Origin of the sequence: Bradyrhizobium sp. sBnM-33 (assembly GCF_032917945.1) — a bacterium.
Classification (GTDB): domain Bacteria; phylum Pseudomonadota; class Alphaproteobacteria; order Rhizobiales; family Xanthobacteraceae; genus Bradyrhizobium.
This window is the reverse complement of sequence record NZ_CP136624.1, coordinates 2,383,168-2,402,358: the sequence shown is the minus strand read 5'-3', so window position 1 is coordinate 2,402,358 and position 19,191 is coordinate 2,383,168. Positions and strand designations below refer to the sequence as shown.

The 19,191-nt window shown below is 58.1% G+C and carries 14 protein-coding genes and 2 pseudogenes; 7 read left to right on the top strand and 9 right to left on the bottom strand.

Annotated elements, in window-relative coordinates:
- Positions 1-637: 637 nt before the first annotated feature.
- The 6 genes and pseudogenes from RX328_RS11090 to RX328_RS43460 form a co-directional block, all read right to left on the bottom strand.
- On the bottom strand, positions 638-1,411 hold the full coding sequence (locus tag RX328_RS11090) for a polysaccharide deacetylase family protein (RefSeq protein WP_244608730.1): 774 nt from the start codon (positions 1,409-1,411) through the stop codon (positions 638-640).
- Positions 1,412-2,325: 914 nt separating this feature from the next.
- Positions 2,326-3,041 (bottom strand): annotated as a pseudogene (locus RX328_RS11085) (IS5 family transposase).
- Between the two features lie 244 nt (positions 3,042-3,285).
- The gene (locus RX328_RS11080) at positions 3,286-4,371 is read right to left on the bottom strand and encodes an IS5 family transposase (RefSeq protein ID WP_317258699.1); all 1,086 of its coding nucleotides are present in this window, start codon (positions 4,369-4,371) and stop codon (positions 3,286-3,288) included.
- 237 nt (positions 4,372-4,608) lie between these two features.
- Entirely contained in the window at positions 4,609-6,603 is a 1,995-nt protein-coding gene (locus tag RX328_RS11075) for a methyl-accepting chemotaxis protein (protein ID WP_213256241.1), read from the bottom strand.
- Positions 6,604-7,531: 928 nt separating this feature from the next.
- Positions 7,532-7,771: a hypothetical protein gene (locus RX328_RS11070; RefSeq protein ID WP_213256243.1), complete on the bottom strand. Its 240-nt coding sequence runs from the start codon at positions 7,769-7,771 to the stop codon at positions 7,532-7,534.
- 883 nt (positions 7,772-8,654) lie between these two features.
- Entirely contained in the window at positions 8,655-8,876 is a 222-nt protein-coding gene (locus RX328_RS43460) for a hypothetical protein (protein ID WP_409410905.1), read from the bottom strand.
- A gap of 254 nt (positions 8,877-9,130) precedes the next feature.
- On the opposite strand from RX328_RS43460, the pseudogene RX328_RS43455 reads away from it, so the two are divergent.
- Together RX328_RS43455 and RX328_RS11045 are read left to right on the top strand one after the other, a co-directional pair.
- Positions 9,131-9,511 (top strand): annotated as a pseudogene (locus tag RX328_RS43455) (kinase/pyrophosphorylase); the annotation flags it as partial.
- A gap of 553 nt (positions 9,512-10,064) precedes the next feature.
- Positions 10,065-10,421: a hypothetical protein gene (locus RX328_RS11045; RefSeq protein WP_213256245.1), complete on the top strand. Its 357-nt coding sequence runs from the start codon at positions 10,065-10,067 to the stop codon at positions 10,419-10,421.
- Between the two features lie 70 nt (positions 10,422-10,491).
- Here RX328_RS11045 and RX328_RS11040 read toward each other — a convergent pair whose 3' ends face one another.
- Positions 10,492-10,776 carry a hypothetical protein gene (locus RX328_RS11040; protein WP_317258698.1) on the bottom strand — a complete coding sequence of 95 codons (285 nt, stop codon included), beginning with the start codon at positions 10,774-10,776 and terminating at the stop codon, positions 10,492-10,494.
- 45 nt (positions 10,777-10,821) lie between these two features.
- Between RX328_RS11040 and RX328_RS11035 the strand changes: the two genes are divergently transcribed.
- The 3 genes from RX328_RS11035 to RX328_RS11025 all read left to right on the top strand — a co-directional run bounded on the left by RX328_RS11035 (position 10,822) and on the right by RX328_RS11025 (position 13,664).
- Positions 10,822-11,505, top strand: coding sequence for an alpha/beta hydrolase (locus RX328_RS11035; RefSeq protein WP_317258697.1), 684 nt, complete (start codon positions 10,822-10,824; stop codon positions 11,503-11,505).
- Between the two features lie 22 nt (positions 11,506-11,527).
- The gene (locus RX328_RS11030) at positions 11,528-12,235 is read left to right on the top strand and encodes a helix-turn-helix transcriptional regulator (RefSeq protein WP_213256249.1); all 708 of its coding nucleotides are present in this window, start codon (positions 11,528-11,530) and stop codon (positions 12,233-12,235) included.
- 1,243 nt (positions 12,236-13,478) lie between these two features.
- Positions 13,479-13,664 (top strand): hypothetical protein, encoded by a 186-nt coding sequence (locus tag RX328_RS11025; protein ID WP_213256251.1) that lies wholly within the window; start codon positions 13,479-13,481, stop codon positions 13,662-13,664.
- A gap of 17 nt (positions 13,665-13,681) precedes the next feature.
- Here RX328_RS11025 and RX328_RS11020 read toward each other — a convergent pair whose 3' ends face one another.
- Entirely contained in the window at positions 13,682-14,434 is a 753-nt protein-coding gene (locus tag RX328_RS11020; protein WP_213256253.1) for an acyl-homoserine-lactone synthase, read from the bottom strand.
- Between the two features lie 713 nt (positions 14,435-15,147).
- Here RX328_RS11020 and RX328_RS11015 point away from each other — a divergent pair.
- Both RX328_RS11015 and RX328_RS11010 read left to right on the top strand, forming a co-directional pair.
- Positions 15,148-15,678, top strand: a complete 531-nt coding sequence (locus RX328_RS11015) for a hypothetical protein (protein ID WP_213256255.1) — start codon at positions 15,148-15,150, stop codon at positions 15,676-15,678.
- Between the two features lies 1 nt (position 15,679).
- On the top strand, positions 15,680-17,197 hold the full coding sequence (locus tag RX328_RS11010) for an ImmA/IrrE family metallo-endopeptidase (protein WP_213256257.1): 1,518 nt from the start codon (positions 15,680-15,682) through the stop codon (positions 17,195-17,197).
- Between the two features lie 779 nt (positions 17,198-17,976).
- Here the strand turns inward: RX328_RS11010 and RX328_RS11005 are convergent.
- Positions 17,977-18,324 carry an integration host factor subunit alpha gene (locus tag RX328_RS11005; RefSeq protein ID WP_213256259.1) on the bottom strand — a complete coding sequence of 116 codons (348 nt, stop codon included), beginning with the start codon at positions 18,322-18,324 and terminating at the stop codon, positions 17,977-17,979.
- Between the last annotated feature and the right edge of the window lie 867 nt (positions 18,325-19,191).

Below are 19,191 nucleotides of genomic sequence, written 5' to 3'. Positions count from 1 at the left end.
AAAGTTTTATGACTGACTTGAACTTTGGAGATCGCGGCACGATTGGAGCCAATACTGAATATCTGCGAAGGCTCTCGGCGGTTGAGGCGGAAATGAGGCGACGTTAGATCGACGTGGTGATGGTCACGAGTCCCACCAACATCGCTTTTGCGCGATCCGCAACATCTCTAACACTGGCCGCCTCCTGATATGGATGCAATGTGGGCTGAGGCGCTCAGTAGCGGAATCCGAAAATGATCCGTCGAGAGCTATCAACGCTCACTCGACCTCCGCACTGAGCACATTGGCCGCGCATCCCTTCTTGGCGGTTGCGCTACCGCCCCCGCCTTCTGTGCATAGCCCCAGGATGCTTACGCGAGCGGATCGGTTCCGCTTGGCGGTTTAGCTGCGGACACGCGTTACAACGTTGGATGTCGCGCCAGTTCAGCAGAAGATCACTTAGATCATCGCTCAAACGGTGGGCTTCTGCCATTGAAGTGACCTACTACGTCACATTGCGGTTCGTATCTTCCTTTGACGGAGCCTGCCCGAAACGGCTCAGCCGCGATTCCCCCTCTGTCATTGCACCGCCTAGCACGAGCGAAGGCTTGATCAATTGGGGATCACCCATTCTCTGCGCCGCCGTGACATCTCGCCATCAATGCGTATCGGCATTCCTTTGCGGTATCGCCGTCGGAACGATGTGAACGACGTGATAGTCGTTGTCGTGCAGGTACCGTAGGAAGGCGGGCATCATAGCGGCGGTATGTGCCTTGGCGTCGTGAAACAGAATGATGCCCTTGCCCTCGGCATCCAGCCGGCTGGTGATGAGCTTCAGCTCCTGGTCCGCGGTCATCTCCTCCCAGTCGCTGGCCCAGAGGTCCGCTCCGAACACGACGATGCCCCGAGACTGGAGCAGCTTGAGCGTCTTAGGCGTCGAGTCGAAATAGGGGAAGCGGAAGAACGGCGTCGAGGGCGCCATTGTCGATACGCCATGGAGCGCCATTTCGTCGGCCGCAATCCCGCGGTCGATGTCCTCTTTCGCCTTCTCGAAGCTGATCTTCGACGCCATCGAATGCGACCATGTGTGGTGCGCGATGGTGTGGCCTTGCGCGGCCGCGCGCCGCACGAGCTCGGGAAATTGGGCCGACGACTTGCCGACCACAAAGAACGTGGCTCGGACGCACTCCTGCGCGAGCGCCGCCAGCACTTTTTCCGTGTACGGCGGCCGGGGCCCGTCATCGAACGTCAGCACAACCTCGCGATCGGCCAAAGGGAGCGTCTGGGGAAAGCTCTTCAGTCCAACCCGCGGATAAGTCTTGGCATCAACGGCGAGCACGCGCGAGGTCCCGAGCGCGTCCTTACGCGGACAGTCGGCCGCGTCCGCAGCCGTGACGCCGGCAAGCACCGCCGTCGCGACGCTCACGAACAGCAAGGTGCATCCGTGCAGACATCTGCCATCGAGGTCGTCCCCGGACGGGGGTCTGGTTGCGGCTTTGAACAAGATAGTCCTGCCGTTTTAGCTGGAGTTACATCAACTTGCTGATGGTTTCAGCCGCTTCGTTTCCATTCCGGACTAGCTGACCCACGCAGTGGACTAGCGCTCCGATCGGACTACTTCGCTCCCGAGCCCATCAGATTGTCCTGCAGCCAGATCATTTGCTACTTCGTCGAATTGGAATGGGTTTAACCGCGCCAATGTAGTTTGTCGGTCTCCACAAACAGTCGGCTCGCGCAATGGTTACGTTCGCCCCTGCACAGTAGCCATATGTCGATATTGATTAATGCAATGTCCCGGCACCGACGCTTGAATTCCGCGTTCTGATGCAGTTTCTCGACGGATTCCATCGATTGTCGGCATGTGCCGAAGGCGCTCTTACAGCGACTGATCGGCAATGCAGTTACCTTCATGTAAGCGATCGCGAAGCCGCCAATGCTGCAGGACGCCTACTGGATGCTGATGCTCAACGTTCCTCACCGCAGCAAGACCATCGGGATTCACAATTCCATATGATGATCTCGATCCGCTCGTCGTCGTCCGATGCAGCCGCTAAGCGAAGGCAAATACGAGCAGGCTCGAGCAGAGCAGCGCGAGGCCGGCCGCGGTCAGTGCTAGGAAGCTACTGGAGACTAGGTCATGATTGCCCATGAAATACCCTCGGAGAGCAGCAATCGCTGCGTTGCGCCGTTCTACCGGTCAACACATAAACTATTATTCGAAATCGACGCACTATTCCTGCTGCTATTAGGCAGGAATGCATTTTTTCAGTGTGATTACGGCTCGCTCCGCCGTCTTGCCGCGGAGACAAAGAAATCGCGCATGAAAGCTCTAGGTGGTGTGGACACTTACCGCATCCATAAGATGATGGCTGCGAGAGTGACGACGGCACGGTAGTTTCGGGCAGTCTTTTCGAAGCGGGTTGCGACGCGGCGGAATTGCTTGAGTTTTGAGAAGCAGCATTCCACGAGATGGCGCTGGGCATAGAGATGCTTGTCGAGCGGATATTTGAGCGCGCGTGACGGATTGTTAGGGATGACGGCGAGCGCGCCTTTGGCAGCGATGGCCTGGCGCAAGTGATCGGCGTCATAGGCCGTATCGGCCATGACGACTTCGGCGGCCAATCCCTCGATCAATGCGGCGGCTTGCGGTGCATCGCCCTTCTGACCTGCGGTAAGGATGAACCGCACGGGACATCCCAAGCCTCGAACGGCCAGATGTATCTTGGTGCTCAGGCCACCGCGCGAGCGGCCGAGCGCCTGATCTTCAGACCCCCTTTTTTGGCCCCGGCAGCGTGCTGGTGGGCTCGGACGATGGTGGAGTCGACGATCAGATATTCGAAATCCGGATCATCGGACATCGCCTCAAAGATGCGCCACCAAACACCCTTGACGCTCCATCTACTGAAGCGACGGAATACACTGTTCCATTCCCCGAACGCTTCCGGAAGATCACGCCAGGGAGAGCCCGTACGCACGATCCACAGCACACCTTCCACAAACATCCGATTGTCGCGGCCCGTCGAACCCTTCTGGTCAGGTCGGCCGATGATCAGCGGCGCCATCCGCTCCCACGCCGCGTCGCTCAAAACCAACCGGTCCATCACACCCAAGGCTGCCTCCCCAAAAGCAGCCTTGAATCTGATTTGCTCCTAAAAAGGAATCCTTAGAGTCCACACCACCTAGCAGTCCGCTGAAAAACCTTGAAATGGAGAGTTTTTGTATGCTCGCCGGTCGTTGTTGGGGCGACGCGGCGGAGTTGGATGTAAATTTCTAACCTGGTGTTGGGTGCACCCTGACGCGGGGTGGCTAAGCGGCAAGCAGTTTTGGAATGCGGATCAGGTTATAGGCGATCAGATTGAGCAGGAAGTCGGCGGCGACGCGAGCGATGCCGCGATGTTTGGTCTTGCGCATGGTGCCGTGCTGCTTGCCCCATCCGAAGATGCACTCGACCATCGCCCGGCGCGATTGCGACATGCCGTACCCCGGATGCCGCGTGGTTCGTTCGTCGATGGCGCTGTTGCGGGTCTTGCCGGTTTTGGTGATGGCCTGGTTCTGTGTCACATGCGGCGTCACGCCGATGGCGCGAAGATTGGCGACATGATCGGCGGTATCGTACGCCTTGTCCTCACCGGCCGTGATGCGGCGGCCTGCGGCTTTGCGTCTCGCCTTCAGCATGGTCTCCGAAGCCCGGCGTTCGGCGGTGCCATTGGCATGTGTGACCCTGCCGGCCACCGCCAGCCCATGCCGGTTCTCCATGGTGGCGTGACCCATATAGCAAAGCTTGGCCTCTCGTCCGGCCGCCTTGCGATAAAGCCGGCTGTCCGGGTCGCTGGTACTCGCATGAGTGTCGTTCTTGCGCTTCTGGCCGTGGAAGTTGGCGCCGTCATCATCGTCGCCGCTGCCGTCTTTGGGGCGAAAACTCTTCTGTGAAGCCCAGGCCTCGATCAGCGTTCCATCCACCGAGAAGTGCTCGTCCGACAGCAGCGGCTTGACCTGCGGATGGTTCAGAAGCCTGGTCATGAACTTCGTGAACACATCGCCGTTCTGCAGCCGCTCCCGGTTCTTGGTGAAGGTGGTCGGATCCCAGACCGGATCGTCCGGCGACAGTCCCACGAACCAGCGATACAAAAGATTGTAGTCCAGTTGCTCCATCAATTGGCGTTCGGAGCGGATGCCGTAGAACACCTGTAGCAGCAAGGCGCTCAGCAATTGCTCCGGAGGGATCGAAGGACGTCCCTCGCTGGCGTAGAGCCTCCCAAGGCTGCGGTTCAAATCACTCAAAACATCCCGGACAAGTTCCCGGACCTTCCGCAGCGGATGGTTCGCTGGCACCCGCTTATCCGGCGCGATGTACGAAAACAGGCCGCCCTGATCCGTAAACCTGCCGCGCATGATCGTCTCCGCCGATTCGGGATGATCAAGTGAATCATCAAGCCCCCTCCGTGGCGAGGGGTTTTTCAGCGGACTGCTAGGATTGAGAGACTTGGCGATTACCGCGTTTGCAGCGCTAACAGACTGGGTCTGATTGAACGCTTGGCATTTGCGCGCCAATCCGCCGGGGCAGCTGGGGGCAACTTGGCTTCGCAAGAAAGGTCAAATTCAGGGGTGGAGAGCTTGCGACGTTGAGACTTAAGCCGCTTGAACCCTGCCCAGGAAGTTGTCCAGCTCGTGCTTTAGCCGAGAGCTTTCCTCAGACAGCAGTTCGGCAGACATCAGCACCTGCATCGAAGCCCCTCCGGTTTCCTTCGCGCGGTTGGTGACTTCACCGGCGCTCGCCGCCACCTGGGTGGTCCTGGCCGCCGCTTCCTGCAAATTGAACGCAATGTTCATGCTCGTCGCCTCCTGCTCCCCGATCGAATCGACTACGGCCATGGCGATCCTCGAGATGCGACCGATGATGACACTGATTTCGGTGAGCGCGCCGACCGACTCAGTCGTCGCGGCCTGGATGCCGCCCATGTGCTCGCTGATCTCAAGGGTCGCGTGCGCGGTTTGCGTCGCGAGAGATTTCACTTCCTGGGCGACAACCGCAAAACCTCTGCCGAAATCGCCGGCGCGCGCGGCTTCAATCGTCGCATTCAGCGCGAGCAAATTGGTTTGCCGCGCGATCGTGGCGATCAGCTGGACCACGCTGCCGATCCGCTCCGCCGCAGCCGCCAAATTAACCATGCGCTGATCGCTGAGTTCGGCCTTGCGAACCGCTTCGCGCGCCATATTGGCGACTTCCTCGACCTGCCGGCCGACATCGGCGATGGTTGCCGCCATTTCGCCCGTCGCGGCTGCGACACGTTGAACGTTGCCAGACGCCTCCTCCGATGAGGAAGCGACCTCGACCGAGAGTTGCCGGCTGTGATCCGCCGAGCGGGTAAGGCTACGTGCGGAGGCTTCAAGTTTTGTGGAGGCGGACGAGACGGTGTCAATCACGTTGCCCACAGCGTTTTCGAACTCGCCGGCGAGCCGAGCGATATCGGCCTTACGCTGCTCGGCAGCGGTACGATCCTGTTCGGCCTTTGCGTCGAGTTCGGCCTGCGCCTTCTCGCGAGCCCTCAGCTTGAACATTTCGACTGCCTCGGCCATCTCGCCAAGCTCATCCTTTCGGCCGAGGCCCGGCAGAACCACATCGAACCGACCGTCACCGAGCTGGCGCATGGCTGCCGTCATCGAAGCGACTGTTTTGGCGATGCGCTGGCCGAACAGTAAGGCGAGCAGGCCCACGAACATCGTTACAAGCCCGATCACCCAGATCAGTTTCCGCCGAATTCCTTCCGCTCGTTTTTCCGCAGCCCGCGAGCGCGCGTCGGCGGCAGCCATGGCCTTCACGAGCGCCGGATGGATGCGGTCGTAGATCTGTCCGAGATCGTCCGCCTGGTCGCTCAGCGCCTGCTGCGTCACCATGAACGACACAAAACTCGACTTGTATGCGCGGATCAGCTCGAGGATCTGGGATTTCACCTCGGCCGGTACGCTGGACTGAGCGAGCGTGGTTTCGAATTCCGCCTCCCGGTCCACCAGTTGATCGCCATATTTGTCTTCGCCGCGCAGGATGAAATCTTTCTCGTGCCGGCGCATCATCAGCATCAAGATCGTCAGGCGTGGCTGGTTCAGCTCTGCCAGCCGCTGCTCGACGGTGTGCACGGCCTTGCGCAGCTTGCCCTGAAATCCGTCCTCTTCGTTGAAGCCGAGGTTGCGTTGCGCTGCCACGAGGTTATGAAAGCGCGTTGCATAGAGACCGATCACCGGCCGCAGGGAGGTCGCCTGCTTCAGCGGGTCATCCTCGGGCAACGCCGTCACAAATGCTTCGACTCGACTCAAGTCTGCGAGCTGCCGCTCATAATTGTCCGCATACTTCTTGATCGACACTTCACTGGGCTTGCGCAGGAAGTCGCTCGCGACTTGTCGTGACTCCAGGAAGCTTTGCGACAATGATGCGACATGGGCTTTGAACTGGTTGCTGTCGTTCGAAGCGCTCTGGACCAGGCTCGCGTAACTCAGGGCGACGGCATAGATTGCACCCGTGACGAGGACCCCAGAAATCCCGAGTAGTGCCATTTGGCCGCGCAATCCGATGCGTAAGCCACGGCGGCCCTTTGATTGCCCGCCAATCCTCGTAGCAATTTTACTCATTTTACCCCTTCAGTAACTTTGTGCTCTCGCGCAGTGCTAGTTATCGCGAGTGCGACGGGCGTTTTTCTATATTGAGCTAAACGGGAGAGTACTTCATTCGGTCGATGACGACCTGCCAATTAGATTACATTGATTTCGAAATCCTGAATTCGCAGCGTAGGTGAAGCGCTGTTGTTCGTGGCGAGCGAACTGGCCGCGACGAGTTTCGTGCCGCGATGATGGGGAGCCAAGCTTGCTAGGCAAAAGCGGTCCGAGACGCGCTACGTAGCCTTTGAGGACACGTTGCATATCTATCAACTAGAAATCAATTTACAGGCCGATGAGATACGAGCTGCCACATCAGGTCGGCAGTAGCTCACAGCGTGCGACAAGTTGATCATTTTTGCATAAAAGATGCGAAACATCTGCGAAAATCGCCGCCAAGCGGCGCAGAATTCGGTTAACTCGTGCGCGCGATTGAAGACGATTGAAGTTCTCGCAACGGTGATGCTGTTACAAGCTTGTAGCTATCGATGAGTGATCGATCTATTCATCTCGATGCTCCTTCAATGGCCCTTGGGGCGTTTCCTCCCTGACTTGGCCGCGCGTAATGTTCGCGCAGCCCTTTTTCCGCATCCGGCGAAAGATGCCGATTGGTATGCTGGATTGAACGGTTTTGAACGAAAAAACGCGTGAGCCGGGCTTAGAGCACAAAGCTAGGCCTCGGTCGCCTCATCGAAAGCTCCCTTTTTATGTTCAGGCGACCAAGTAAGCAGTGAATGTCTACTTGTCCATCTCGCGTTCCATTCTGTCGACGCTATTGCCCGTAGATCACCCCGACAGATCGACTGTTTGGGAACATCGCGGCGCCTCGCCGCGTGGACGCCGCGAATCGCCCCTCACATAAGCCAAACCGCGCGCTTCCAGTGTCGCTTGCCGCTGCCGACGCTCAGTGCTGACGTCTCATCCATGACGGAATCGGATCGAGTGGCGTGCGATAGACCTCAGCGTTCCCGGCTCTGGTGACCCGGACCGCACAGCCTTTGGCCTTCAGGTCCGGATGTACGATAGACAGTTCGGTCGCAAGCTGGTCCGCTCGATCGGAGGCAATCTCGATGTTTTCGAGAATGAGGCCGCCTTGATTTTTGTACTCCTCGCCAATCACAAGATCAAAAGAGTAGTACGGCATCCGAAAGTGTCCCATTTGATCGGATTCGCTCCTTGGGGCGCATCCTCACCATCCGCTCAGCATTCGCCAGATGGTCCAGTCGTTCGTATGGAGAGAGATTGCTAGGAGCCGCATCGCTTCTATCGACAAGATGGTCGGCTCTCAGGGTTGGGCTTATCTCTATCTCTTGCAGTAACCATACCGGCCCTAAGGCCGAAGTTTCGCTAATTAGGGCTTCGCATCGACGAAACTCTGCGCCAGTCGGCAGAATGCAAAGCTTTTCCATGCGATCAGGCGTCAACTTTTGGGTCAACGCGGGCAAGGCCGGAGTCGCCAAAATGGCCATGTCACGCTTAAAGCTCAGCCAGCGAACTCGTCCGGATAGCTCACCAGGATCTTCAGGAAATTTCACCTGAGTGACAACATCATGTTGTCTACGCCTACCTCCACATGGTCGGTCTTTCGGAAAGGGCTTTGCGGCCGATCTGTTTGAGGCGGGCGGGCGTCGTCTCACCTCTGATGGCGGCTTCCCCTCTCATGATCGCGCGAATTCCAGAAGCGCGTTGATGTCGTGATGTGGGCGGCCTTGGGCGCCGCGACATAGTGCGTGCGCAGGTCGCCGACATCCGAGAATGTCCCGCCGCCCCAAGTAAAGACCTTGACCGCCTATACGCTGAATCAGCAGATCTGCCATCGGGCACGCATGGCGGCCGTTGCCGTTCGACCAAGGATGGATTGCCGTGACGTGGTGATGCCGCCGCACAGCGATCTCATCCGGCGGAGGTCTGATGTTCGACTATAACGCACGTCATCGAACATTCGCTGGCGTTTCCGCCGGGATGCGGTATGCCTCGATCCCGATATTGCGCTCGGTCTGACGATATGACCCCGCCCATTTCCACACCTAGCCGAACATCTGCTTGTGCAGCGTCTTTGCGAAATCCTCATTCAGCAGATCGGCGGGTTTGCCCCGCCGCTTGCCTGCCCAGGCCGCGCCCTTGACGATGTTTTCCTGCTCCGCCTCATTGAGATCGTCGCGATCCGTGATCCAGGTTTGCCACAGCGCATCGCGTTCTCCCGGCGCGAGGGGCGTAGCATCGTCGGGCTCTTCGAAGAGATCGCTCATGGCTCGTTCAATAGGCCGCGCGCCTTGAACTGGTCGCGGATATACGCCTCGATGCGCGCTTCAAGATTGGCATCGCTGGTCCGCTTCCAGCTTCATGGTGTGAGCGACACGGCCGAGGTCCCACATGGCGATTTTGCGCGCGCGCACGGCATGCTCAAGGGAGCTGTTCGGGTACAAGGGCATAGACGAGCGTGCAGTCGAGCGCCTCGACGCTTTGGGGGCGGATTTTGAGCCGGCCGGCGAATTGCACGCCGGGCCTGGAGGATGCGGATATTGTCCTGGTCGGTGTGTCCCGCACCTCGAAGACGCCGATCTCGATCTATCTCGCCAACGGCGGCGTCCGTACTGCGAATGTGCCGCGGGTGCCAGGCATTCCGCTGCCGCACCAATTGGAGACATTAAGGAAGCCGTTGGTCATGCCCAAGACGTCGCGTATGGCCCGGATCCAACCTTTTGGAGGCGTGCGGAACCGCTCGGCTGGTTTGAGCCCGTCTAGTCGTTCATCCAACCGCTGGCGCGCGAGAGTCTTGATGTCGTTTTTCATATTCCAACCGATTTCGTTCGACTTTTCATCAGGCTATGACCTGATCTTCATTCTGAAAATCAGAATCGTCTGCCATCGGCAGCCAATATAGACGAATGACCGCGATTAGCGCTTTAACCGTCCGCGCCAAATCCTCGGTTTTGCATCAAAAGTTACCCATTTGAACCTAGAATCAGGTTGTGGTCTTATCTTTCTTGATGGAGGGTCAAAGGTTGTATCAACCCAGCCTGGCGCGGCGGCTGAAATGCCGCCGCCGACCGCGCCCGAGACCATTTCGATCAGCCTTCGCGGGGTTCGATACCGAGGAACATGCGCGCGCATTTGGCAACCTGGTAGCGACGTATGTACACACTCTCAGCCGCTATAATGACTTGGCCGCGCTTGCGGCATCACCATCGCCTCCGACTAGCGCAGGCGCTCCTTGAGCTCGACTCGCGGCTATGAGACCAAGCACAAGCTCACCCCGTTGGAAGGCATCGTATGGGCGTCGCCATGACCCCGGCGTCATCGGCGACGACACAGTTAAGAGCCACATGCTCTTTAATGCCGGCGTCCTGCTTCCGCTAAGACGAGAACGAGTTCTACGAGCAAGCACTCCACACCTGGCTCATGAACGCGCCATATCGAAGTGACAGAACGCTTCAATGCGGCCTTCCGGGCGTGCTCCTGCAGAGCAAGCATCCGACGCACATGCGCATTACCGGCGGGAGATCATCAAGGCGTGTTGGGACGAATATGCGGTGACGCAGATTTGCCTGCGATTCGGGCAGCGCCCAACCGACGGTTACGAGGAAACGTTCGTCACCGCACTTGGTGAGACGCGGCGCGCGAACGCGCTCATTAAGGCCTACCCGCTCCATGCGATTCTCGAAAAGATCACCGCTGAGGTCTATGGCAAGCGGGCTCTCCTAAGCGGCACGCGAAAAGCAATAGCGATCAAGTACGCGGTGCGCCGATTGCGACCTGAAGCGAACCGCAGCCATCGAAGCCGGGTTTCATGATACCAGCTTGCGCCGTCAAAGAGTTGGCTTCGCTCGAAACCCGCCGCTCCCGTCGTTGATCATACGACGTTCAGCAGTGCACGTGCTCCAGGTAGGAGACCGAATACGATGTGCCAAGAGCTAGGAAAAACCTGCAAAGGTGTGCTTGACCGCCACCTTCGGCGGTATAGGATGAGCAATCATAAATTGCATTACAGCGCATTAAGCCAGCCCTTTTCACTGGCAGGCAGTAACGCTTGCCGCCCCCTTTTTCGGGGAGGATGACCATATGATTTCGCGTACCTGCGTGGTCGACGGCTTGAGGTTGCACATCCTCCACCATCGGGCGGGGCGAGTCGGCATCCTTCTGATTCATGGAAATTCGTCCTGCAAGGAAATTTTCTCGAAGCAACTCCATGACTTGAAGACGACCGACTTGGGCATAGTAGTGCCCGACCTACCGGGGCACGGCGCATCAGACGATTCCAATCGGCCTTCCACGACCTACAGCTTTCCTGGTTACGCCAAGATCTTGGGCGGTCTGATGCGGAAAGTCGGATACAGCTCGTTTCATGTGCTGGGCTGGTCCTTAGGCGGCCATATCGGTATCGAGATGCTTGCATGCAATTCTTCCGTCAGGTCGCTTCTGATCTCCGGAACGCCGCCGGTCCGCCTTACTCCACAAGGCGTAGCGGAAGGATTTCACTGGACTGGAGCAACGGCCCTCGCCGGTCGTAAGTACCTGCGGGCCGAAGATGTACGCCGATACACGACAGCAATGATGGGCGCACCGATCGGGCACGATCACCATCTGGCTCGGATGGCGCGACGGACGGATGGCAATGCACGCTACTGGATGGTGGCGAATGGAATGGCTGGGCGTGGCGTCGATGAAGTGGAAGCAGTCGCGCGCGACGATCGACCCATCGCGGTCATCCAAGGGAGTGCCGACCCGTTCGTGCGCATTGGCCATTTCGACCGGATCCGGTTCGGAAATCTATGGAAGGGCCGGCCCATCCTGATCGAAACAGGCCACGCCGCGCATTGGCAGAGGCCGCGTGCCTTCAACGAGGCGATGATGGAATTCGTAATGCAAGGACATTAACCTAGGCGGCGGTGGGGGCACCATGGGAACGCACGTCGAGACTTTCATTGAGGCAACGCAGAACGTCGCATCGGCGGCCGTGCTGAAAAAGCTCTTTCTTTCCGCGGTAGCTGAGGAGGGTTATGAAAATGCGGTGTTCGCCAGAGCCAACAATAGGCGCCTCGTCTCCATACCCTGGAGTGAGTTTCCTGCCGGCTATCTCAATACGTACAAGGCCGAGGAATGGGACCGGATAGACCCGGTCGTCCAGCGGGTACATTCGGCGCGCGGGCCGTTCAGATGGTCAGACACCCACCCCCGCGGGGGGTTTACGCAAGAGCAGAAATCGTTCTTTGAGCAGTGTCGTGAACTGGGTGTCCATTCCGGCATAACCATTCCGATACATGGTATCGGACGCGAAGTGGACCTCATCAGCCTTAGTCTCCGCGCAAAGCATCAGGTACCCTCGCAAAGGCTGACACACGTCTACATGTTGAGCGTGCAGTACTGGCTTAAGTATTGCGAATTGGCCGACCAACGGGAGCACGAGGTCGTATCCCTCACCTCGCAGGAACTCGAATGCCTGCGTTGGTGCAAGGAAGGGAAGACGAATTGGGAGATTGGAGAAATCCTGAACATTTCCGAGAAAACTGTCGAATTCCATTTAAGCAACGGAATGCGCAAGCTCGGAGCCGGCAATCGTATCACGGCCGTCATCATAGCGATTAGGAGAGGTCTCATTCCGCTCTGAGGGTAGTGCAACTTCGGCATGTCCATGGGGCCCCCGGTTTACCGGGCCCGAGAATCTCGCTGAGCGCATCGGCCACGCGGCCAAGTCCCTCCCGGAACAGTGCCGGTTCGATGTTGAGCGGCGCCATGATCTTGAGGACCTCATCATAGGGACCACGGCAATCGACGATGACTCGCCATCGTAGTGCGCTTGCGGCAATCACTTCGGCCCTGTCGGCTAGGAAAACTGAAGTCCACGCATCATTCCAATCCCCTTCGGTCGCACCGCCTCATGGAACTCGATCGCCAAGTCGGCGCACCATGTGAACAGGATGGCCGAATTGGTCGGGAGCACGGACATGCTTCCTTCACTCCAGAGCGTTGCCCCGGAAGTCCCGTTATGTTCGCCGAGCGACCAGACGTCGTGGGTAGATCGACGAGCATCACCGACATCGGAAGGCCCAAACCGCTGATAGGCTTCGCGAGGCAGACGATGTCGGGGCGAATGCCTGCGCGCTCGAAACTGAAGAACGTACCCGTTTATCCGCAGCCCGCCTGTAGGTCGTCGACGATCAGGAGGGCTCCGAGCCTGCCGGCCGTCTCGCGAACCGCCCGAAGTATTCCCCCGAAGCGACGTTGAGACCACCGTCGCCCTGTACCGTTTCGAGAACAATCGCGGCGACCGGATAGGTCCCGCCGGACGGATCCGTCGCCACGCTTCGAACCGGCGCAGCTCCGCAATTCCGGCGCCGCGATATCCTTCGAATGGAAGGCGGATCACCCCGCTAAGAAGTGGGGCCGAAGAACGCGGCGCAAGCGCGGATCCGGTGACCGAGAGCGCGGCCCGCCGACATTCCATGAAACCCATTCGTGAACGCCGCCACGGCGTGCCGGCCAGTGATCGTGCGCGCGAGCACTATCGCCGCCCGATCGCGCTGGCACCAGTGGGACCGGGAAACTGCTGTTTTTATTCCAAACCGCGCGGCCGGAGGATGGTTTCCTTGAAACTCTCGATGACCGGAGCTTCGCCGCGGTGTGGAAGTCCAGGCCAGCAATCAGTCAGTACGCGGCGGGGTACTCCATCGCTGCCGACTTCAGTCTCGGATGATTATGTCCATAGTTGAGGGTACCGCCCGTTGATATGAAGTCGATGAAAGCCACTCCATCGACGTCCTGCATGAGGGCGCCACGGGCCGAGCTCAGCAGGCTCGGCTGTTTGGGGCAATAGTAGCGGACCGACGATTCTTCCGCTCGAAGACCTGCCGATGCATTTTCTGATCCTCTTACGTCGGGCGCTTCGGTTCATCGTCCTCACCAGCGATTTCTTCGAGCTTCTGTCTAATCTCAAGCAGATCGCAGAGCACGATATCGAACCCTTCTTCCGCCGCGACGCGACACAGATAAGAGACCGCGTCCGCCATCTTGCCAGCGGTATCCTTCCAGTCGCCTAGCTCCCCACGCCGCGACTTCATGCGGCTTTCACGGCTTGCGCGACGACGCCCTCCGCATTTGCAAGCACAGGGAGATCTATGCCGTACTTGCGGCAATGAAATTCAGGACGAATAAAGGCGGTCGGCACGAAGAACGCTCGCTCCATTTCGCCTTCAATCTGATTTGCCGGACCGAGCCATTTGATGCCATCCCGCACGAAGTGAGACAGCAGGTGCTCCCGCGTTACGCCGACCATGCCCAGCCCCCCGTTCGCGGATAGGATCTCGTAAATCGCGCAGAGCAACTCCGGAAAGACCATTTTTCGACGCGCAGGATCAAGCGATTTGTCTACGCAGACCCGGGTGACCTCGACGATGGCTGGCGATGCCGGGAGATTTCCGTCCTCCACAAGATGCGACCAATAGGAGCTCAGCATGTAGGGCCGCGTAGTCGGAAGCAAACGGGCGAGGCCCCGCACTACACGATCTTCGTCTCGCCAGACGAGATATTTCGCAGCAGGCGTATCGAACTCGTCGAATTCAAGTCCTTCGTATGAAGAATGCAGCAGCCCGCGGCGGCGAACGAAAACTTCGTGCCGCAGACGTGCCTGCGAGGCGAGAGCATCCTGGTGAAGATGCGCGGTAGCAATGGAGAATGCTTCGATCATGCTCGGCTTCGTTCCTGCCGCAGGCATAAGATCATTCGGCGCCGTTGCGCGGTACTCGGGGAAACCCGGGTGCACGTCTTTGTTGATAAGACCAGGGTCGTCTACTGCGGTGCCCGCCAGCATGCCGTGGCCGGGTCCTGGCGATAACGGACGAGATACTCAGGCGGTGACGCACCTCCAGCCCATTCCACCTTCGAAAGAGTTGGAAAGCCGGCATAGCTCCGCCTACTCGGAGCACATCTTCTCGATATGGCGTCGCTGCTCGAGAAGCATCGGCACGCAAGGGCATCTTCATTTCGCTTTTCCATTCGCCGATCAAAGATCCCTCGGTATCATCCATTTCCTCGATCGCCGCAGTGAAGCCGGCAGCATTCCATCCGCCACGGGTGAAAGCTGGCGTTTTCCCTAGGATCGGCTGGGTTGTGCAACCCCGTTCGACTCCGCTAGACTCGCGATGGCTCCAAGTCGTAGCGGACGGGCAGACCCCCGAGCTGTGCGGTGATTACCGAATTGGGGCCTTAGACTGGCGGCGGCATCTTTGTCAGGAGGCGGTCTTGTCCCAACAACGTATAGGTTTGGCGCTCTCATTCATTCTGTCGACATCTGTGCCCGTGTGTGCCCAGAGCAATGTTAGCTCCGCATTCCAAAGCACCTTGTCTCCAGGCTGGGAATGCCTTCAGGGACCGAATGAGTTGGATAGGCCAGGTAGGACCTTCTACGTCGATCGTAACGGCGTCAGGTACGAGCTGGCCGATTTGCATGGTCGACTGAAGCCGATAGTAGGAGAAGTCTCGTCGATCGCTGCCCGCACAAGCGGCTACGTCAGCGCGGGACTTATGGCCAAAATTCTTCACTTGGGAGGGATGCTTTCGATATCCGGATCAACGACCTACGCGACCGCGGTGGCCCTCTTCCAGCGCCAAGAGGTGCGCACGGAGGAGGCCGACGTGCGGGCGGCACTGCGAACCCTCGATCCCTCCTTAATCGATAGCGAAAATGCCTATTTCGTCATTCGCAACGTGCAACTTGCAAGGCAAATGCGTTTGACGGTGGACAGGGGCATCGCCGGCGCTTTCGGCGGAGAAGCCCCCTTCCGTGCCATGTTCCAGGTATCGGGTGCGGCCAAGCCGCCCGGCGCAGGCCCCTCCAATATGCAGACTCAATCCGCCGCCGATCCATCTTCGCTGCCCGTTATTACAGCCGAGGACAACAAGAACTTCACAATCGATCAGACATTCGACAAACCCCTCACCGTCTGCTTTCTTGCTCAAAAATTCACTCTCAAGAACGTAGTCGGAGGCGCCGGCGGCAGCATAAGGGACGCGCAATTGATCGAGGAGTATTGGAACCCTACGGCGGCGCAGTGAAATGAGACGCTTCTGTCGCCTTTTGACGTTGGTGTTCGTTCTGCAGTTCTGCTCCGGGCTCCACGCTCAAACGGGCACGCCGAATCCCATCGACGCTATCAGGAACGCGCAGGACTATCAGTTTCTCAGCAGCTTGTTTCCGCAAGCAGGCGCCAAGTTCGACCCGGATCGAGACCAGGTCATGACGTCCGATCAGCAGCGTGACGCATCTGCATTTCTGACCTCGCAGTTCAACGTGCAGAAGGAAATGTTGAACAAGCAGCTAGCATCCGTAATGCGTTCGCTCGAAAGGATTGGCGTCCGCCCGATCGCGGCGATCTCGGAAGCGCCGACGACGATCGAATTTCGCGACGATCAGAACGCTTGGTCAACGACCGTTTCTCCCACCCGTATAATAATAGGCGCGCGTCTCCTCCGCGGACTGGTTCTCGGATCTCTTCGCGAGGCCGTCGAAGGAAAAGCGCTGTTCAGCAAGTCTCTGGCTTCCTATCTGGGTTCAACCCCAGGAGCCGCCTTGGAGCTTGCGGATCTGGAGGCGAGAGCCCGTTTGTTTTTTGCTGCGGCTCGTAACGGCATCTCAATGATGCGAACGGAGGCGGACTTCAGGGAACACTACGAAACCGTCCTCGCCCTGATGAAAGGCTATTTGAAGGGCGGAACGCCCCCCGAAGAAACTTACGATGCGCTCAGGACCCGGCTTGCCGCGGCGGCCGCTGGTGGAGAGATCAGCGGAGCCGACGGAATGGCGATGTTTGATGTTTTCATGCGCCTGGGCAGTCACTTCAATCCGGCCATGATGTTCGTCCTGTCGCACGAATTAGGCCACGTCGTTCTGGGCCACTCGCCGTTCCCGACTGGTATGACGTGTGCGGAAAGCCAGAGACGGGAGGACGATGCCGACGCGTTCGCGATCGCTTTGCTCAGCTACGATATTCCAGGAGAAACGGAGGCAACAGATCGGGCGCTGGCGAGGGTAAATCGAGAAAAGGAAAATGCCTCGGCCGACAGGAACTCCTTGGCGTATGGCTATGTGCAGGCAATTCAGTACGGGTTCGCACTGGCAGGTCTTTCCAATCTCATCGACCAACAATGCAGCTACCGTGACGTCGCCGATCGCATCGCTTATCTCGACCACTTGCGTGAAAATTTTGTTGCCTCTCGGACGGATGCGATCGAAGAAATATTTCGGCACTTCAAATCCCACCCTCCTTACGTCCATACTTCCAGCGACGTTGAATCCCTAACGTCCGCGAAAAAACGGAAGCTCGCTCAAAACCTCTTCAAGTTGTGCGGCGTAGCGCAAGGTCCCAAGGTGCATCGCCTGAAGAAGGTCAAGGAGCTTCCGTTCGGATGGGTGGTCGAATGCCCAAATGCTTTGCCTTCTCGATTTCGGCTTCCGCAGTTTCGCGCCCGTCTTGGGACGCACACCTGGCAAGAGATTGAGCTGGAATACAGAAATCATCTGCCCGGTTCCAGTCTCATGGACGAGAACGTGATAAAGTCACTGCTTCAGCCTTAGCTGCCGCTCTGCGGCTTGCGATTGTCGCGCTGAATTTCGACTTGTCATGTTTCTATTATGGCTCCGACTGCCGCCGGCCGCGCGTACTCATTCTCTCGGTCTATGGATTTCTATGAATAATCCTGAGGAGAGCATCCACTGTCTCGCGGAAATCGCGCGAAGGTTTCGCAGCCTGCCCGATGCTTTCGATCCACGGCTCAGTGACCGTGTCACCGCCGCCTCCAGCATATCCCGCACCCGCCTCTGAACGCGCGAACTCGCGATATGAGATTCTTTCAGCAGCTTGCACAAGTAGGGTTGGGTTTTCCCAATCTTCGCGAGGTCTGCCTGCGTCAAAGCGGCCCGTTCAGCCAATTCTTTGATTTCTCGGGTCGCACGCGCCGCGCTTGTGCCTTTCACCATGACCTTGCATGCATAAAACGAATTAGGCACCAGTTGAGGCCTTAGCCATGCAGACCATGCTCACGGTTCGAGATGGACACTGGAGGTAAGCCGTGTTGTAATGATCGAGCGCTTTCCCGATGCGCGCGCCGACCTTCCGGGGAGAGTGCTCGAAGAGGAAGTCGACGGATCAGATCGGCAAATGGCTGGGTCTCCAAGCCCTCGCCGGCAGCATCATTGTCTGCTTCGCCTATCGTCTCCGGCTTATCCGTCATTTCGAAGCGTCCTTAAGCCAAAGCCCCTCCTGCCAGCGCTCCGCTACGGCCACTTCGTAACCCTTGCTACCGCGTCGAAATCGATATTAGCGACAGAAGTCGGTTCACCTTCGTGTGTTTCAGTCATTCGATATGGGCTTCCACAACTTGTGAAGGGCTATCATCTCGCCTCGGCCCCATTGAGTTGATCTGCTTTTTCATGACAGCTGACGCCTTGAACACAACGACATTGCGCGGCTCAATAGGCACTTCAACGCCGGTCTTCGGATTTCTGCCTAGCCGCTGAGCTTTCTTCCGAACCGTGAACGTACCAAAAGACGACAGCTTGACTGTTTCCCCGCGTGCGATGCAGTCGGCTATCTCATTTAGAACTAGTTCGGCAAAATCCGCCGATTCTCGCCGCGACAAGCGGACTTTCCGATAGATCGCGTCGTACAGATCGACTCGGGTGATTGTTTTGGCCCCGCGCATATTGCTGCATCCTTACTGAAACTGTTTTGATTATGGCTGCATTCAAGCAGCTGCATATGGCCAGGATCAACCCCGTTAACCTCTTGCGGCAGGGTACAAGATCGCCCTCTCGTCGCCAATAACCAGCTCGCGAATCCGTTCGGCATCTTCAACTCGCGGAAGCGAATGGGCGGTGATCAGTCAGATCCTACAGGACTACCCATACTAGGGACTCCCCTAGGTGCGTTCACGCGGCAAATTTCCAAATCATACCATCGTCCAACGGCGCAGTGGGACTTTGGACGGGCGGCGGAACCCAACGATCGTCTTGCCGCGGCATCGGGTTATAGACAAAATTTATCTTGTCTTCTGGGGGAGCGGAACCAGCCAAGTAAAAGTCGCAACTAGACAATCTCGATTTCGTTTTGCCGGATGGCGCGCGACCAAAAGCGGCAGGGAGAGGGAGATGGTTACCGAAGACGTTGTTCCTGACGGCTGGCGAACCAATCTTTACGTCTGTGCCCAGCGCGATTTCCACCTCTATGCGTCTAAGAGTGATCAAGGAGAATATGGGCTTTCCCGTTGCCGACGGAACGACGATCGTCGTTTCAGCGGGATAATCAGCGGTTGGATGGACTCCGGGTCCAACTGCATGGGCCTAGTCATAAAGAAGCAAGACGATAAGCGAGCCGACGACCAAAAAATCCAAAATCCCCGAAAGGAGGGTCGGTAATCCGCCACGAGAAGCCTCGCCTCGACCGATCGCAGTCTACGATCGATAAACCGGGTGAATGACGAGACCCGTTTTCGCGTCCGATGGCGAGCCGGACGGCATTAAGTGAGAACGGGCCTCGGACTCAGCTTCGTTCGAGTTCCGGGCCGAAGGCC

Bases quoted from the DNA above. Each gene is read 5' to 3' on its own strand.
- RX328_RS11080 (WP_317258699.1), bottom strand. From the start codon at position 4,371: ATGCGCGGCAGGTTTACGGATCAGGGCGGCCTGTTTTCGTACATCGCG.
- RX328_RS11075 (WP_213256241.1), bottom strand. From the start codon at position 6,603: ATGAGTAAAATTGCTACGAGGATTGGCGGGCAATCAAAGGGCCGCCGT.
- RX328_RS11070 (WP_213256243.1), bottom strand. From the start codon at position 7,771: ATGCCGTACTACTCTTTTGATCTTGTGATTGGCGAGGAGTACAAAAAT.
- RX328_RS43460 (WP_409410905.1), bottom strand. From the start codon at position 8,876: ATGAGCGATCTCTTCGAAGAGCCCGACGATGCTACGCCCCTCGCGCCG.
- RX328_RS11045 (WP_213256245.1), top strand. From the start codon at position 10,065: ATGCGGCCTTCCGGGCGTGCTCCTGCAGAGCAAGCATCCGACGCACAT.
- RX328_RS11040 (WP_317258698.1), bottom strand. From the start codon at position 10,776: ATGAATCAGAAGGATGCCGACTCGCCCCGCCCGATGGTGGAGGATGTG.
- RX328_RS11030 (WP_213256249.1), top strand. From the start codon at position 11,528: ATGGGAACGCACGTCGAGACTTTCATTGAGGCAACGCAGAACGTCGCA.
- RX328_RS11025 (WP_213256251.1), top strand. From the start codon at position 13,479: ATGCATTTTCTGATCCTCTTACGTCGGGCGCTTCGGTTCATCGTCCTC.
- RX328_RS11020 (WP_213256253.1), bottom strand. From the start codon at position 14,434: ATGCTGGCGGGCACCGCAGTAGACGACCCTGGTCTTATCAACAAAGAC.
- RX328_RS11015 (WP_213256255.1), top strand. From the start codon at position 15,148: ATGGCCAAAATTCTTCACTTGGGAGGGATGCTTTCGATATCCGGATCA.
- RX328_RS11010 (WP_213256257.1), top strand. From the start codon at position 15,680: ATGAGACGCTTCTGTCGCCTTTTGACGTTGGTGTTCGTTCTGCAGTTC.
- RX328_RS11005 (WP_213256259.1), bottom strand. From the start codon at position 18,324: ATGCGCGGGGCCAAAACAATCACCCGAGTCGATCTGTACGACGCGATC.